At 28.6% G+C, this 17,859-nt stretch carries 18 protein-coding genes; 6 read left to right on the top strand and 12 right to left on the bottom strand.

The genetic code is table 11. The annotated features are described in order from the left end of the window. The first annotated feature begins 20 nt into the window (after positions 1-20). Positions 21-1,532 (top strand): amino acid adenylation domain-containing protein, encoded by a 1,512-nt coding sequence (locus L3B98_RS00730; RefSeq protein ID WP_238915173.1) that lies wholly within the window; start codon positions 21-23, stop codon positions 1,530-1,532. A 117-nt stretch (positions 1,533-1,649) separates the two neighbouring features. Next, a complete protein-coding gene (locus tag L3B98_RS00725; protein ID WP_077360715.1) occupies positions 1,650-1,877 on the top strand; it encodes an acyl carrier protein in 228 nt (75 codons plus the stop codon). A 201-nt stretch (positions 1,878-2,078) separates the two neighbouring features. Here L3B98_RS00725 and L3B98_RS00720 read toward each other — a convergent pair whose 3' ends face one another. The 12 genes from L3B98_RS00720 to L3B98_RS00665 all read right to left on the bottom strand — a co-directional run bounded on the left by L3B98_RS00720 (position 2,079) and on the right by L3B98_RS00665 (position 14,174). After that, a complete protein-coding gene (locus L3B98_RS00720) occupies positions 2,079-2,714 on the bottom strand; it encodes a lytic transglycosylase domain-containing protein (protein ID WP_238915172.1) in 636 nt (211 codons plus the stop codon). A 45-nt stretch (positions 2,715-2,759) separates the two neighbouring features. After that, positions 2,760-3,359, bottom strand: a complete 600-nt coding sequence (gene coaE, locus L3B98_RS00715; protein WP_015390985.1) for a dephospho-CoA kinase — start codon at positions 3,357-3,359, stop codon at positions 2,760-2,762. Positions 3,360-3,394: 35 nt separating this feature from the next. Continuing rightward, on the bottom strand, positions 3,395-5,998 hold the full coding sequence (gene polA, locus L3B98_RS00710; protein ID WP_015390984.1) for a DNA polymerase I: 2,604 nt from the start codon (positions 5,996-5,998) through the stop codon (positions 3,395-3,397). A 289-nt stretch (positions 5,999-6,287) separates the two neighbouring features. Beyond that, the gene (locus tag L3B98_RS00705; protein ID WP_015390983.1) at positions 6,288-6,740 is read right to left on the bottom strand and encodes a DUF3284 domain-containing protein; all 453 of its coding nucleotides are present in this window, start codon (positions 6,738-6,740) and stop codon (positions 6,288-6,290) included. Positions 6,741-6,775: 35 nt separating this feature from the next. Continuing rightward, entirely contained in the window at positions 6,776-7,795 is a 1,020-nt protein-coding gene (gene trpS / locus L3B98_RS00700; RefSeq protein ID WP_077360711.1) for a tryptophan--tRNA ligase, read from the bottom strand. Positions 7,796-7,831: 36 nt separating this feature from the next. Continuing rightward, complete coding sequence (locus tag L3B98_RS00695) at positions 7,832-8,071, bottom strand: TIGR04540 family protein (RefSeq protein WP_015390981.1); 240 nt, start codon at positions 8,069-8,071, stop codon at positions 7,832-7,834. 325 nt (positions 8,072-8,396) lie between these two features. After that, positions 8,397-8,831, bottom strand: coding sequence for a universal stress protein (locus tag L3B98_RS00690; protein ID WP_015390980.1), 435 nt, complete (start codon positions 8,829-8,831; stop codon positions 8,397-8,399). 180 nt (positions 8,832-9,011) lie between these two features. Continuing rightward, entirely contained in the window at positions 9,012-9,749 is a 738-nt protein-coding gene (locus L3B98_RS00685; RefSeq protein ID WP_238915171.1) for a 4Fe-4S binding protein, read from the bottom strand. A gap of 154 nt (positions 9,750-9,903) precedes the next feature. Further along, entirely contained in the window at positions 9,904-10,740 is an 837-nt protein-coding gene (gene nadC / locus L3B98_RS00680) for a carboxylating nicotinate-nucleotide diphosphorylase (protein WP_343073590.1), read from the bottom strand. Next, positions 10,718-12,025: an L-aspartate oxidase gene (locus tag L3B98_RS00675; RefSeq protein ID WP_238915169.1), complete on the bottom strand. Its 1,308-nt coding sequence runs from the start codon at positions 12,023-12,025 to the stop codon at positions 10,718-10,720. Before L3B98_RS00675 ends, nadC begins: the two co-directional genes overlap by 23 nt. Before the next feature lie 19 nt (positions 12,026-12,044). Beyond that, entirely contained in the window at positions 12,045-12,965 is a 921-nt protein-coding gene (gene nadA / locus L3B98_RS00670; protein WP_238915168.1) for a quinolinate synthase NadA, read from the bottom strand. A gap of 162 nt (positions 12,966-13,127) precedes the next feature. Next, the gene (locus L3B98_RS00665; protein ID WP_238915167.1) at positions 13,128-14,174 is read right to left on the bottom strand and encodes a PocR ligand-binding domain-containing protein; all 1,047 of its coding nucleotides are present in this window, start codon (positions 14,172-14,174) and stop codon (positions 13,128-13,130) included. Positions 14,175-14,420: 246 nt separating this feature from the next. On the opposite strand from L3B98_RS00665, the gene L3B98_RS00660 reads away from it, so the two are divergent. From L3B98_RS00660 to L3B98_RS00645, 4 genes are all read left to right on the top strand, one after another. After that, on the top strand, positions 14,421-14,789 hold the full coding sequence (locus tag L3B98_RS00660) for a GntR family transcriptional regulator (protein WP_015390974.1): 369 nt from the start codon (positions 14,421-14,423) through the stop codon (positions 14,787-14,789). Between the two features lie 74 nt (positions 14,790-14,863). Beyond that, a complete protein-coding gene (locus tag L3B98_RS00655) occupies positions 14,864-15,568 on the top strand; it encodes an ABC transporter ATP-binding protein (RefSeq protein WP_026106449.1) in 705 nt (234 codons plus the stop codon). Beyond that, positions 15,562-16,365 carry an ABC transporter permease gene (locus L3B98_RS00650; protein ID WP_238915166.1) on the top strand — a complete coding sequence of 268 codons (804 nt, stop codon included), beginning with the start codon at positions 15,562-15,564 and terminating at the stop codon, positions 16,363-16,365. Before L3B98_RS00655 ends, L3B98_RS00650 begins: the two co-directional genes overlap by 7 nt. Before the next feature lie 228 nt (positions 16,366-16,593). Further along, positions 16,594-17,769: a metallophosphoesterase gene (locus L3B98_RS00645; protein WP_238915165.1), complete on the top strand. Its 1,176-nt coding sequence runs from the start codon at positions 16,594-16,596 to the stop codon at positions 17,767-17,769. The last annotated feature ends 90 nt before the right edge of the window (positions 17,770-17,859 follow it).

Below are 17,859 nucleotides of genomic sequence, written 5' to 3'. Positions count from 1 at the left end.
TAGAATTTGGAGGAAATGATATGGAAAAAAGTATTTTAGCATACTTAGAAAATTCAGAGCAAACATTTCCAAATAAAGTTGCCTTTTCCGATAACCAATATGAACTTACTTATAGTGAATTGGCAGATTCAGCTCGAAGTATTGGAAGCTATTTAATAGAAAAAATCAGTACACATAAAGCAGTTGTTGTTTATATGGAAAAAAATTCACGAAATATTGCAGTTTTTATGGGAGCGGCATATGGAGGATGCTTTTATGTACCAATTGATTCACAAATGCCAATTGAACGTATTAACATAATCTTAAAAACACTTGAGCCTGCGGCTGTAATTTATGATGATAAAACAGCGAAATTCCTTTCCCTTATGGAAACAGATTGTATAAAAATATCTTATGATGAAATTTGCAAAACTCCTCAAGATAAAGAAAAGCTTGCGATTGTCAGAAGAAAAATGATTGACACTGATCCTTTATATATTCTTTTTACAAGTGGATCAACAGGAATACCAAAAGGAGTTATTGTATGTCATCGTTCCGTAATTGACTACTCTGGTTGGGTAGTTAAAACCTTTGATTTAAATGAAAACACTATATTCGGAAATCAAACGCCATTTTATTTTAGCATGTCTGTATTAGATATATTTGCAACAATTCGAAGTGGTGCAACACTTCATATTATACCTAAACTGCTCTTTTCATTTCCAATAAAATTATTGGAGTTTTTAAATGAAAAAGATATAAACACAATATACTGGGTACCTTCGGCATTAAGCATAGTAGCTAATTTTGGTGCATTAGAGGTCGTAAATCCACAAAATTTGAAGAAAATTTTGTTTGCAGGTGAAACAATGCCTACTAAACAACTTAATATTTGGCGTAAACATGTTCCTAACGCAATTTATGCAAACTTATTTGGACCTACTGAAATTACTGACATTGGAATTTATTATATAGTAGATAGAGAATTTAAAGATGATGAACCTATTCCAATAGGAACCCCATGCGACAATGTAGATGCAGTGATTCTTGATGAGAATGGAAAAGCAGTTGAAGAATATGGCAAGATTGGTGAATTGCTAATTCGTGGTTCTTTTTTATCCTGTGGATATTATAATAACCCAGAAAAAACAAAAGAAGTCTTTATTCAAAATCCATTAAATAATAGTTATCCTGAAAAAGTTTATTGTACAGGTGATTTAGTTTATTTAAATGAAAATGGAGAGATGATATATGTATCACGAAAAGATTTCCAAATTAAGCACATGGGAAACCGAATAGAATTAGGAGAAATAGAAAATGCAATTGGTGCATTAGATGGTGTTGATATGTGTTGTTGTCTATATAATAAGGAAAGTGATCAAATTATTGCTGTATACACAGGAAATTTAGAGTTAAAAAAATTATCTCAGCTTTTAAAGCAAAAGTTACCTCGCTATATGATACCAAATATTTATCACAAGAAGGAAAGCATGCCACTTAATGCGAACGATAAAATTGATCGAGTAAAATTAAAGAATGACTATATAAAATAACCATGCATACATTGAAATTAATTTTTATATTTAAGTAAATAACTTGTTATGCAGGTTATTTACTATGATTTTGTTATAACAACATAATATAAATTATTATAATAAAGGAGAATTGTTATGGAAAATTTAATTGAATTATTAAAAGGTGTTAGAGACGATATTGATTTTAGAGAATGTGGTTCTCTAGTAGATGATGGAATTTTAGATTCATTTGATATTGTTGAAATTGTCAACTTGATTGGTGAGGAATATGATATTAAAATTCCTGCCATTGAAATAGTTCCTGAAAATTTTAATAGTGTAGATGCAATTTTAAATATGATACAGCGCTTACAGGAAGAATAAGTATTATAAAAATAAAAAATAACGTTCAATCAAACCAAGATTAAGTGCTCATAACTTCTAAAAAAATTCTATACTCTAAAAGGACTAATGCCAGAAATGTTCTAAAAAAAAGCTTAGTAATTCGCAGTTACTAAGCTTTTCTTATTTATATTATATCGGAAATTTAGATAAAATAATCAATATAATAAATAAAATAATTGATTAACTTAAAAAATGAACACTAATCAAACTTTTAATTAAATTAGCTGCTTTATTTATATCAAAGAAACTTGCGTTTTCCTTATATAAATATTTGTATATATTATAGTAGGTATTTACTTTATCTACATATTTCTTAGTCTCTCCAAAAGGTATATAATCTATACACTTTCCATTTGAAGAATACTTTTCATTATCAAGCCAGGCTTTCACATTTGTTGGTCCCGCATTATAAGCTGCAATTGTCAAATCTAAATTCTTATCAAAACTATCGTTTAATTTTTTTAGATACCAGCATCCCATTTTTATATTATATTCTTCATTATATAAATCTTCTTTGGAAAATTTACTGTATCCCATTTCCTTAGCTGCCCATTCTCCAGTCTCAACAGTAATTTGCATGAGTCCTACAGCATTTTTATGAGAACGTGCATCATCATCAAAATTACTTTCAGTTTTTATTACAGCCAGAACAAACAATGGATCCAGCTCATATTGAGAACTATATTTATCTACATATTCTTTATATTTATATGGAAAAAAGTTCTCTTTTATGAGATACCTGCATCCTACAATAATTGCTACAAAAATTACAATAAACCATATTAATTTACGTAGAATCTTTCCTCCAAAACTCATTATCTTCTCCTTAATTTAGGCGTACTTTAGAAATTAACAAAGAGTTTAACTTATTAATTTTATAAAATCTATCAAATCATAAACTTGCTTTTGTGTTGCAATTTCTTCTCCGTTGTTATCAATAATAATATTTGCAAATTCCTTCTTAGCTTCCATAGACATTTGAGCATTTATTCTAGTTACAACCTCAGATTTACTTAATTTATCTCTATTCATAACTCTTTGAATTTGTACTGAATTATCTACACACACTAAAATAATATAATCCATCTCACCCTGCATATTATTCTCAATTAAGGTTGGAGCATCTATTATTACTATCTTTTCACCTTTTTTTTCATATAATTTAATCTGATTTTCTAATTCCTTCTTAATGTATGGCATAATTATATTTTCATATTTTACTCTTTCCTTTGGAAATCTAAATATGTGATTTCCAAATTCTCTTCTTCTAAATTCTCCTCTCCAATCAAAAAAACCTGATCCAAATTGTGAACGAACTTGCTCTAAAATCTGATGATTTTTTTCTAAAACTTCCTTAGATATCATATCTGCATCAATAATTTTAAAGCCTTCACTCTTTAAAATACTACAAACGGTACTTTTTCCTGTGCCGATCCCACCTGTTAAACCTATCTTAATCATTTTTGTATATAAACTCCTTTTTAATGCATAATTTATTATTTTGCATCATACCATGTTTTTCCAAAATTCACATCTACATCTAGAGCTACTTTTAGTTTAATAGCATTTTCCATTTCTTCTGCAACTAACTTTTTAACCTCTTCAAATTCTTCTTTTTTAACATTTAATATAAGTTCATCATGAACTTGAAGAATCAATTCACTCTTTAAATTCTTTTCATTTAACTTATTATAAACATTAACCATTGCTAACTTAATTATGTCTGCAGCACTTCCTTGAATTGGCGCATTCATTGCCAATCTATCTCCTAAAGCTTTTACTATTTTATTTGAAGCTTTTATTTCTGGAATAAATCTTCTTCTATTTAAAATTGTAAGTACATATCCTTTTTCTTGAGCTTCTTTAACTACATTTTCCAGATATTCTTTTATCTTCGGATATCTTTCTAAGTAAATTGACATATATTCTTCTGCTTCTTTTTTAGATATCTTTAAATCTTCTGCCAAACTAAATGCACTTATTCCGTATACTATTCCAAAGTTAACAGCTTTTGCTCTACTTCTCATAAGAGAAGTCACCTCATCTATTGGTACTTTGAAAACCTCTGAAGCTGTCTTTGTATGAATATCACTATGATGTTCAAATGCATCTATCATATTTTCATCTCCAGCAATGTGTGCCAAAACTCTCAACTCAATTTGAGAATAGTCGCATGAAACAAGTATATCAGTTTCTTCCATAGGTATAAAAACTTTTCTTATTTCACGGCCCATTTCATATTTTATTGGGATATTCTGCAAATTAGGTTCTGTACTTGATAATCTTCCTGTTGTAGTTACAGTTTGATTGAAGTTTGAATGAATACGTCCATCTTCATCAATTACATTTTTTAATCCTTCAACATAGGTTGAATTAATTTTAGTAATCTGCCTATAATACATTATCTTTGGAATTATTTCATGTTTATCAATTAACTTTTCTAGAACCTCTTGATTAGTTGAATATCCTGTCTTAGTCTTCTTGAGCACTGGTAAATCCAATTTTTCAAAAAGTATTTTTCCTAATTGCTTTGGAGAACTTATATTAAATTCTTCTTCAGACAATTTGTATATTTCGTTTTGAGTTTCTTCTATTTCTTTCTTAAACTTAATCTGTAATTCATCTAGCATGCCTTTATTTATATTAAATCCAATGCTCTCCATAGATGAAAGTACATAAATAAGCGGATGCTCAACTTCATAATAAAGTTTATCCATATTTTCTTTATGAAGAGTTTCTTTTAATTCCTCATAAATTTCTGGCAAGTAACTAGAAAGAATTCCTTTTAGGTTCTCATCTTCGGTATTTGGATTATCACCAATGTAACGATTAACAAGTTCTAAAATTTCATATTTATTTTTAGATGAGTCTATTAAATAAGCTGCTATTGCTGTATCAAAATCAAAACCTTTAATTTCAATTTTATTCTTATTTAAATAAGTAACAAAGTTTTTTCCATCGTGAATAACTTTCTTAATATTTTCATCTTCCATTAACGTTCTTAAAACCTTTAATGCTTCATCTTTATTTTCAGAAATTATATCTTTAAAGTATATAATAATACCTTTATTATCTTCACCCAAAACCAAATATTCAAGTTCTAACTTAGAATATATAGAGGCATCACTTAAAGTATAATCTATATAAATTCTATTTTTCTTTTCTAAAAATAATTCCTTCATTTCTTTTATATTATGTATCTTTTTTATTTCAACCGTTGATTCTTCTGAAACCGTATCATCTTTAAACTTTGCTAAAATTGATTTCATTTCAAGTTTTATAAGCATTTTCTTTATTTCTGCTATGTTTTCCTTTTCCATTGAATTAATATCGTCTAATGTTAATTCAATTGGAACCTCTCTCATTATAGTAGCAAGTTTTTTGGAAAATATTGCTTGTTCAACATTGTTTTCTAAATTTTCCTTAAGTTTTTTACCTGGAATATTATCAATATTTTTCATGACTTCTTCAACAGAACCATATTCTTTAATTAGTTTAAACGCAGTTTTCTCTCCTACTCCAGGAACCCCTGGAATATTGTCAGATTTATCGCCCATAAGTCCTTTAACATCTATGAATTGAGTTGGAGTCACTTCAAATTCATCTATAAAAGTCTTACTATCATAAACTGCTGTTTCACTAACACCTTTTTTAGTTATAATAACTTTAGTACTATCAGATGCTAATTGAAGTGCATCCTTATCTCCTGTGACTATTGCCACTTCTGTAGCATTGTTTTCTGCAAACTTAGATACTGTACCAATTAAGTCATCTGCCTCAAAACCTTCTATTTCAAAAATCTTTATTCCCATAAGTTTAAATAAGTCTTTAATAATCGGAAATTGCTCTGCAAGTTCAGGCGGCATCTTATTTCTACCAGCTTTATATTCTGCATATTCCTTATGTCTAAAGGTTGGAGCCTTTAAATCAAAGGTAGCTATTATAGAATCTGGATTAATTTCATCCTTTATTTTAAATAACATATTTATAAAACCATAAATGGCATTAGTATTTATTCCGTCACTATTTGTAAGAGGAGGTAAGGCATAAAAAGCCCTATTCATAAGCGAATTGGAATCTAATATTAATAATTTTTTCATTGAAATCCTCCTAAAATATTTTTAATAATTTATTATATGTGTTTATTTAATTCAAACTTTTACCCTCATTATACTATATTGTGTAACTTAAAGTATATATAAGATGAAATTAAAATTTTATCAACAAAGCTTGGAATTTCAATACTATTATTTCCAAAATCTCCATTAGTATTCCTATATATTCTAATCAGAAATTCTTTGTCTATTAAAATTCATATCAAAACATAATACAGTGTTGTTTCAAAATATTATATTTTGAAACAGCACTGTACTATACATTTTCACTATTTTATTTTTTAGGTGTACTTCTTTTTACGTTTTCAGTATATGTCTTCAATTCATTACTAAGGCCATCAATTATATTATTATATTTTGCCTTAAAGTTACGCCTCGCCATATATCTTTGAACCCATAAGGATAAATAACCAAAAAACTTTTCTGTTGTTTGATTTTCTTCAAATTCTAATTTAGTTGTGCCATCTTTTTGACCTTTAAAATAATATGTTGATACACACGATGCATAGTTTGTTGAAGTTGTAATTTGATATTTTTCATTTTTAATATAATCTGTTATTTCAATTGTACATTCTATTGGTTTATCACCACCAGAAGTAATATTTTTTTGTATTTTACAACCTTTAGCATCTTCTTCATTAAAATCCGAGAAATCCTTCTTTGCATTCTTAATGAAAATATGAAATACATCTTCTAATGGATAATTTAATATCCCTGCTGCTTTCATTCTGTTTCCCCCTCAAATGAAACTAATTTACTATTTTATTTTCCTGCAAAATATTCTATACCTATTGCTTCTCGGACCTCTTTTAATGTATTAGCTGCTACTGCTCTAGCTTTATCACTACCATCCTTTAACATCTTATATACATAATCAAGATCCTTTTCAAATTCTAATCTTCTATTTCTTATTGGCTCCAATTCAGCTTGAAGAACTTCATTTAAATATTTTTTTACTTTAACATCCCCAAGACCACCGCGCTTGTAATGTTCTTTCATTTCTTCTACAGCATTTTTATCAGTAGCAAAAACATCTAAATACGTAAATACAGTATTTCCTTCTACTTGCCCTGGATCTTCAACCCTTATATGATTAGGATCTGTATACATTGACATAACTTTCTTCTTTATAGTATCTGCATCATCAGATAAGTATATACAATTTCCTATTGATTTACTCATTTTTGCTTTACCATCAGTACCTGGTAATCTTCCAGCATTTGAACTTGGAAGCACAGCTTCAGGCTCAACTAAAACTTCTCCATATAGAGAATTAAAACTTCTAACAATTTCTCTGGTTTGCTCAATCATAGGTAATTGATCTTCTCCAACTGGAACTGTATCAGCTTTAAAAGCTGTAATATCAGCCGCTTGGCTTACTGGATAAATAAGAAATCCTGCTGGAATGCTATTTTCAAAATTCTTTTGTTTTATTTCAGCTTTAACGGTTGGATTTCTTTCTAATCTTGATAAAGTAACCAAATTTAAATAATGCATTGTAAGTTCATTTAATTCTGGTATTTGTGACTGCACAAATATAATAGATTTGCTTGGATCAATTCCAACTGCTAAATAATCTAATGCTACTTCAGTTAAACTATTTCTTATTTTTTCAGGATTTCTCGCATTATCTGTCAAGGCTTGTTGATCTGCAATCATTATAAAGCTTTCATATAATCCTGATTCTTGAAGTGCAACTCTATTTTTCAAAGAACCTATATAATGTCCTATATGTAACTTTCCTGTTGGTCTATCTCCTGTTAGTATTATTTTTTTGCCCATTAAAACTCCACTCCTAAACTGTAAAGCAAATTAATACTATTGTCCTGCTTTACTTTCAACTACTTTATTGATAACTTCTACTCTTTCGTCCCCTAAGACATTAGCGATTTTTACTGACATAGCTTTTTCTTTATAAATCGAATCTCTGTTTGCATCTACAATCTTCATGATTCTTTCTTCCATCTTTTCATATGAAATTAAATCATCATTGTATGTATCTACAATATCCTTTAAACATGTTGCTAATTCTCTTGGGTTTCTATAAACTGCTCTCATCTCTAACTCCTTAATACTGAATATAATTTATCTTATGTCTAGCAATTCTATTACCTATTATCAATTCAATTTATATAGGAATAAAAATTCTACACCATAGATATACTTAACTAATTTTTAATAGAGTACATAACTCATAATAAAGATGCACCTATGAAAAATTTTAATATTTTATTGTTTCTATTTTCTACAATTATAGTAAAATAGTTTCGTTTTATTATATCATTATATAAAGTAAAATTCCATATACCATAGATAAAAGACTATCTTAATTCCACTTTTAAGATAGCCTTTAAAATCCATTTTAAAATTATAATTCTCACATTTAATTAAGACTAATTGTAAAATCATTTGGAACTATCATTACAATACATTTAGCTCTCTTCACAACACTTGTTGTTACTGAACCAATAATTCTATTTAAACCTCTTTTGGTTGATTTCGTCATAACGATTACACCAATATTTTCTTCTTGAGCTTTTTTTATAATTTCATCTCCTGGATATCCAAAAGTAAAATACGTATCAACTTTACTATAATCTTTCATTTTTTCTTTAGCTGCTTCTAATATTTCTTCACCTAATTCTTGTGCAAATTTTATTTCATCTGCAACTATCATCTCATTAATTAATACTAATTCTTTAACATTCATTAACATGATTTCAATTGAATCATTGGGAAATATTTCTTTTACGAAATCTAAAGAATGCATGCTTCTTTCAGTTCCATCTATAGGTATTAATACTTTCCTCTTATTCATATATACTCCCCCTTCCAGTTTTATATTATATAGTATTCTACATAATGGGAGTAATATCCTCTTTTCTCTAAATTTAATATAAAAGATTTCTCAATTATAATTTATAATTAAATATATTAAGGTACAACCAGCTCATCATAATTTGATGCTACAGTCATACCTTAATTTTATATTCATCTGCTATTCTATGATTTCTCCATTGGTTGAAATAGTTACTACCTGCCATGGAATCATCTTATCACAAGCTTTTAATGCATTCTTAACAGCATTTTCAATTCCTCCACAACAAGGAACTTCCATTCTCACTACAGTAACACTCTTGATATCATTCATTTTTAAAATTGCTGTAAGCTTTTCTGAATAATCTCCTTCATCAAGTTTTGGACAGCCTATTAATGTAATTCTATTTCTAATAAATTTATTATGAAAATCTCCATATGCATATGCTGTACAGTCAGCTGCAATAAGTAAATTTGCATTATTTAAATATGCTGCATTTGGTGACACAAGTTTAATTTGTACTGGCCATTGATTTAATTGAGATGTTACCTCTCCATTACTACTAACATCCTTTTTAACTTCGACTTTGTCACGATTAATTACTTTTCCCTGCATTCCTGGACATCCAAGATGAATTTTTCCGTTGTTATTTGCTTCCATGTTTTTTACCTCCATTCTTCTCTTTTCCATATTTATCTTAACAGCTTCTTCGTCATAAGCTACTGCTTCACGTTCTTCAAATGTAATAGCCCCAACTGCACATGAAGGAAGACAGTCTCCTAACCCATCACAATAATCATCACGAAGCAATTTAGCTTTTCCATCTATTATACCTATTGCCCCTTCATGACATGCATTTGCACAAAGTCCACATCCATTACATTTTTCTTCATCTATTTTAATTACTCTTCTTATCATAAATCTCATCCTCCTAAACCTCATTTATATTTTATTATATTTAAGTGATTTATTAATTTTAGTATACTTGAATTTAATTATATTTTCTGTTTCATTTGAAACAAATTAAATAATAATAAAAAAAGCATCAAAATGATACTTTTTTTATTCTGTCTTATAACAAAGTTAAGTTTTTCATGCTAAGATCAAGAATTTTAGCTGAATGAGTTAAAGCTCCTACTGATATATAATCTACTCCTATATCAGCTATTTCTTTGATATTATCTAATTCCACATTCCCTGAAAACTCAATTAAAGCCCTTTTATTTATAAGCTTAACAGCCTCTTTTGCTGTATCTAATTTCATGTTATCAAGCATAATTATATCAGCCTTAGCTTCAATGGCTTCTTTTACCATATCAATATTTTCAACTTCAACTTCTATCTTTCTAACAAATGAAGAATTTTCTCTTGCCAGCATGACAGCCTTCTGTATTCCTCCAGCAGCACTGATATGATTATCCTTAAGCATAATTCCATCTGACAAATTGAATCTGTGATTACACCCTCCACCAACTTTTACTGAATATTTTTCTAAAGCTCTTAAATTGGGTGTTGTTTTTCTTGTATCTAATAATTTTGTATTTGTATATTTTATTTCTTGAACAAATTTATTAGTTAAAGTAGCTATCCCACTCATTCTTTGAAGCAAATTTAGTGCTATTCTCTCACCCATTAATAAATTTCTAGTACTTCCTTTTAATAATCCAATCTTCTCTTTAGGATATACACTTTCACCATCATGTTTACAAAATTTTATTTCTACATTTCCTAAAATATCAAATACTCTTTTGAACACATCTAGTCCTGCAATTATGCCCTCTTCTTTACATAATAATTCCACAGTAGCCATACTTTTTTCATCTATAATTGAGTTAGTTGTTATATCTTCATTAGGAATATCCTCTAAAAGTGCAGTCTTTATTATTTTATCTACAACTAAGTAATTGATCATCTAATATTCCACCCTTTTCTTTTATAACTGCCTTAGCTAATTCTGTATTTTCTCTTAAAACTTTTTCTATTGATTTATTTAATTTATCGACAATAGAGACTTCAATCTCTAATCTATCAACAATATTGTTAATAAAATTTGCAGCTCTTCTCGAAAATACAAGCCCTTCAAGCAATGAATTACTAGCAAGTCTATTTGCACCATGTATTCCAGTACAGCTTGTCTCACCAACTGCATATAAATTATTCATAGATGTTCTAGAATTTAAATCCACTCTTATCCCACCCATAAAAAAGTGTTGGGCCGGAGAAACTTTAATATATTCTTTCGTAATATCAGTTCCTCTCTTTAAACATTCTCTATAAATAGTTGAAAATCTATTTTTTATAAAATCTTCGCCTAAGAATCTTATATCTAAATTTACATATGGAGTTTCAGTTTCTGCCATTTGTTCATATACTGCTTGAGAAACAACATCTCTTGGTAACAGCTCATTAACAAACCTTTCTCCATTAACATTTGTAAGAATCCCTCCTTCTCCCCTTAAAGACTCAGATATTAGAAATCTTCTTTGATTTATTTCTTCCTCATAAAATGCTGTTGGATGTATTTGAATATAATTTACATCTTTTAATGATATATTATGCTTTACAGCCGCTACTATTCCATCTCCTGTTAATATCCTTTGATTTGTTGAGTTATTATATAATCCACCAATACCACCTGTCGCAAGAACCACAGCTTTTGCATAAACATTTATCTGCTCATTTTCTTTTAAAAGTACTGCTCCAATACAGCGTTCTTCCTTTTCTATAATATCTATAAAAAAAGTTTCCTCATAAATCTTTATATTATCTTTTTGTTTAACATTTTTAATCAGAATCTTTGCTGTACTCTCCCCAGTATTATCTTTTGTATGAACGATTCTATTTATAGAATGTGCTCCCTCTTTTGTGTAATTTAAACTTCCATCTTTATTTCTATCAAATTCAATTCCCATATCTATTAACTTATCTATATTCACCCTAGATTCTAAAGCTAAAACCTTAACTGCTTCTAAATCATTTTTATACTTTCCTGCTCTTAAAGTATCTTCAATATATATGGGAATATCTTTTTCATCTCTTGCAACAGATATTCCTCCTTGGGCTAAATAAGTATTACTGCAATCAATCTTGCCTTTGCATACCACTAAAACATTCAAATCACTCTTCAAATTTAATGCACAATAAAGACCTGATACCCCTGAACCAACTATTAATACATCAACAAATCTATTCACTTATAATCGCCTTACTTTCTTAAGGTTCTACAGAACCTAATTTATGCATGTTTTCTAAGGATTTTAGAGCCTTTAATCTAATCTCCTCATCTAAAGTTATTTCATTATTCATATTTAATAGTGCATCATAGAGATTTTCAAGGTTTGTCATCTTCATGTCTTGACAGCATATCTTATCCCCTGGGATAAAAAATTTTTTAGTGGGATTTTTCTTTTTAAGTTCATGTAAAATACCTTCTTCGGTTCCTATAATGAATTTATTTCCTTTATCTTTGGTTGCATAATCTATTATTCCACTCGTACTTCCAACATAATCAGCCATATCTCTAATTTCTTTTGGACATTCTGGGTGGACTAAAACCTTTGCTTCTTTATGTTCCTCTTTTACCTTTAATATATCTTTCTTGCTTATTTTATTATGACACCTACAAAATCCATCCCACAAGATAAACTCTTTTTCTGGAAAAAATTCAGAAATATATTCTCCCAAATTTTTATCTGGTAAAAACATTATTTGCTTGCTCTGAATATTTTTTAATATTTTTAACGCACTTGAAGATGTTACTGCTACATCACAGTGCGCTTTAACGTTATATGTTGAATTAATATAGCATACAACAAATGCTTCTGGATATTTTTCTTTTAATTCTAATAAAGCTTTTCCACTTGCCATATCTGCCATAGAACAGCCAGCACTAGGGCAAGGCATCAAAATTCTTTTATTAGGTGATAATATTTTTGCACTTTCTGCCATAAATCTTACTCCACAAAACATTACCACCTCTTCACTGCAATCTCTCGCAACTTCACTTAAGTAATAAGAATCTCCAACATAATCTGCCAACTCTTGAATAATTCCTGGTTGATAATAATGAGCCAAAATAATTGCATTTTTTTCTTTCTTTAATCTTAATATTTCTTCTGATAAATCACTCGTCATTTTACACCTCTTCTTATTTTTTATTACACGTGTATATACACTTAATTATATCATACAAAATCTCATCTTCAACTTATTGAGAAAATTATTATTACTATTGCTGTAAAAAACAAAAAACTATCTCCAACATTAATTAGAGATAGTCTTTTTACTAAACTTATTCTATTTTAAATTTTCTGTCATATTACTCAATTGATCTACAACAAATACTGAATCTTGAATAGTTGCTGAAACGGCCTCCATTGCTCTAGATTGCTCCTTAGTTGTATCTAAAGTTATCTTTGCATTTTTTACAGTTCCATCAACTGATTCTTTTATTTTATTTGTTAAATCAGAAATACTTTTTGCTGTTTCCTTTGAAGTCTCTGCTAAATTTTTTATTTCTGTTGCAACAACAGAAAATCCTTTTCCAACTTCTCCTGCCTTGGCAGCTTCAATCGATGCATTAAGACCTAACATCTTAGTTTGAGCTGCTATATTCTTTATTGCATCAAGTATGTTATTAATCTGTTCTGTTATTTCTCCAACATGACTAATTTCACTATTTAATTCCTCTTGTTGTGATGAAATATTATTTGCTGAAGCTGAAAGTTCTTCTATTGTAGCAGATACTTGCATAAAATTATTGGATAATTTTTTTGATATTAAGTCTAATTCAAGACCATTAAATCCATTTTTAGCTAAGGCATTTACTACAATATGTAATACGCTTGCTCCTTTTTCTATATGCTTTAAATCAACTACACTAACTTCTCTTGAAGCCCCTACAAGTCCATTTCCATCTACATCAATTTCTCTAGCAATTTGAAGAACATTACTTTCTTGAGGACTTTCAGTCACCATTTGTCCTCCTAAAACTGTACCAATTAATTTTCCTTCTACAATAATTGGCGCAGCAAAATCGACAAGCCCAGCATGGCATGGTCCTATATATGGTTTACCTGTTCTAGCAGCTTCTTCTCCCATTCTCTTATGAGATGCTGCACATCTATCATCACCTTTTTTAGTTGTATGTATAAATCCATCACAAAATCTTGTATAAGAACTTGGTTTTGTTACTGGAGTCCCATCTTTATCTACAGTTACACTGGCACAATTCATTGCAAAAGCAAAATCATCTTGAAATTTTTGCAGTAGATCAATATCAATTATATCCTTTATTTCCAATGCATCCATATCCAACGTATTGCCATCTAATATTCTTATCATAACACTCTACCCCTTTTCATCAATATAATAAAAAACACTCTAAAAAACTTTATACACTCTACATTTTCATAATTTATTATCGAGTTTTATTAATCTATCTTAATATATTTAAATGAAATATACTGAAATTTTCACTTAAAATAAAAGATTAGGTATTGACATGATCTTTTAATAATTGTATTATTGTATTAACAACTTAGTACAATAATGCAATAATACAATTTCTATAATTTAAGGAGTGAGATTATGTCATGGAATTTTAGTGATGATAGGCCAATTTATATGCAGCTTATGGAACAAATTCAGCTCAGAATTGTTTCAGGCATATATAAGGCTGGTGAAAAATTACCATCTGTAAGAGATATGGCAGGTGACGCAGCTGTTAATCCAAATACAATGCAAAAAGCATTAACAGAATTAGAGCGTACTGGATTAGTATTTAGTCAAAGAACAAGTGGTAGATTTATAACGGAGGATATTGAAATGATTAAAGATATTAGAAATAATTTGGCTCAAGAACAAATTGAAAAATTTCTATATAACATGAGAAAAATCGGTTATACAAACCAAGAAACAATAGAACTTATTACAATTATATCCAAGGAGATGAAATAATGAATAATGATTACAATAAAATATTGCATGATTCTAATGAAATTAATACCAATATTTCTAATGAAAATTTCAGCATGGATAATAGCCCTATTTTAGAATGTAGAAATTTAATAAAGACATATTCTAATAAAGAAGCATTAAAAGGTATAGATTTAACAATTAACCGTGGCAGAATTGTTGGCCTTTTAGGACCTAATGGAAGTGGAAAAAGTACACTAATAAAAATTGCAAATGGCTTGTTAACTCCATCAAGCGGAGAAATCCTTATAGCTGGAAATAAGCCTGGAATTGAAACAAAAAAAATTGTATCATATCTTCCTGAAAGAACTTATTTAAATGATTGGATGAAAGTTTCTGATATAATAAATTTCTTCCAAGATTTTTATGATAACTTTAACTCAGAAAAAGCATATAGCATGCTTGAAAAATTAAATATTAATCCTAACGATAAACTAAAAACTATGTCAAAAGGTACTAAAGAAAAAGTTCAACTTATTTTAGTCATGAGCAGAGAAGCAGATCTTTACTTACTAGACGAACCTATAGCTGGTGTTGACCCTGCTGCTAGAGATTACATTTTAAATACAATAATATCTAACTACAATGAAAATGCTACAATTATTATTTGTACACATTTAATTTCAGATATAGAAAGAATATTAGATGATGTTGTATTTATATCTTATGGAAAAATATTCTTAAGCAAAAGTGTTGATGAAATTCGAGAAAATGAAGGAAAGAGTGTTGATGCTCTATTTAGGGAGGTTTTTAGATGTTAGGAAAATTAATGAAATATGAAATAAAAGCAACTGGTAGAACCCTTATTCCACTTTACATTGCATTATTAGTATTGGCTACTATAATTAAATTCTTTATAGGTACTGGTTTATCAGAAAAACTCGAAGGTTGGGGGGCACTACCTTTTATTTTAAGCATATTTGCCTACGGCTGTACTATGGCTGCAGTTGTTATAGTAACTCTATTTATAATCATACAAAGATTTTATAAGAACTTACTTGGGGATGAAGGATATTTAATGAACACATTGCCTGTAAGTACAACAACTAATATCGCAAGCAAGCTTTCAATTGCAGTTTTTTGGAATATAATTGGTGGTTTAGTTGCAATACTTTCAATTATTATAATGGCATTTAATCCTACTGTTTTTGGTGACTTCTTCTCTGAAATTTCTAAAGCTTTTTCTGAAATTTCTGCTGAAATTGGAGTACATGTATTTGCATTTATTGTTGAATTTATTGTTCTAGCTTTATTATCAATATCATCATCAATTGCTATGATTTACTCTTCTATATCAATTGGGCACTTATTTAGCAAACACAGAATATTGTTATCCTTTTGTGCTTTTATAGCTTTAAGTATCATCTCTGGAATAATTACACAACTTTTAGGAACAGCTGCCTCATATACAAACTTAAGTACACTATTGCATAATATACATTCACCTTACCCAGTTCATATGATGTTATTGCTTGGCATTCTATATAATTTACTTTTCTTAATTGCTTATTTTATAATACCTAACTATATATTAAAAAATAAATTAAATTTAGAATAAATTCACTGCCTTCATTAGAACTAATTATTAATTTTGTTTAATGAAGGCATAATTTTTAATACATGCTTTACTAAATCAACAGCATATACATGAACTTTCTCCTTTGAGCTTTAGTGACTAATTGACACTTTATAATTGAACATTAATAATTAGAATGGATATTGGACAAGTATATTAAATATAAAGCATATACGCAGATATAATAATAGGGCGGTGAAATAAATAATAATGACAATTCTAATTGTTTTAGTAGTACTTATGGCCTTTGTACTGCTTTCATATTACATTGGAAGAAAAGTGAAATTTGCAATTGAAGGAATTGGAATAGATATTAATGATAGAATTAAACATATAGTCTATTGGATAATCTATTGGAGTATTGCATTATCCTTCATTTTTAGCAATATACTTCGTGGTATTTTATCAACAGATAATTTTATCACAGAGACTTCAAAAATAATTGGTGCAATTTATCTTGGGTTCTTTTTCTACTCAATTCTAATATTGCCTCTTGTGGATTTATTAAAATTCATTATTAAAAAAATAAATTTTAAAATCACAATAAAGAAACGATTAAAAAAAATATATTGTAATGGAATTTCAGTATTTATAACAATTTTAATTATCCTCACATTTGGTGCTTGGAATTGTCAGCATAAAGTTGTAACAAATTACAAAGTGAATATAAACAAAAATGCTGGAAGTCTTAATTCCTTAAATGTAGTTATGCTGTCTGATGTTCACATTGGTATAGGAGTAAGAAAGAATGGAATTTCTCAAATGGTTAACTCAATAAATGCATTAAAGCCTGACGTTGTAGTATTTTGCGGAGATATATTTGATGATAGTACTACTACTGAATTAAAAGAATACTCAAGAGATGAATTTAAAAACATAAAATCAAAATATGGAGTTTATGCCATTACAGGAAATCATGAATATGGAGCTGGTAATTTAACAGATACTATCACCTATTTCGAAGATGCTAATATTAAATACTTACAGGACCAATCGATAAAAATTGCTGATAGTTTTTACATAATTGGACGAAGTGATCAAGGACAAGGTGGAAATTCTGGACATAATAATACAGCTCCTCTTAATGAAATATTAAAAGATACTGATAAATCTCTTCCTATGATAGTCTTAAATCATAGACCAGATAAATTAGAAGAAGCAGAGGCTGAAAATATAGATTTACAACTTTCAGGTCACACACATAAAGGACAACTCTTCCCTGGTAATCTGATAATTAATGCAGTATATGAAGATGCTTATGGTCTTCTAAAAAAAGATAATTTCAATTTAATTGTCAGTTCAGGTTACGGCACTTGGGGACCTCCTATAAGAACTGGAAGCAATAGTGAAATTGTGAAGATAACTATTAACTTTAATAAACCATAACCAAATTTATATTAAAAATTTGAATATTAAATTATCTATAAAAAATAAAAGAGCATAACGCTCTTTTATTTTTTATAGATAGTATTGCTT

This window comes from Clostridium sp. YIM B02555, from assembly GCF_022320955.1.
Taxonomy (GTDB): Bacteria; Bacillota; Clostridia; order Clostridiales; family Clostridiaceae; genus Clostridium; species Clostridium saccharoperbutylacetonicum.
Note: the sequence above shows the minus strand (reverse complement) of the source record. Positions and strands in the feature narration are given on the sequence as shown.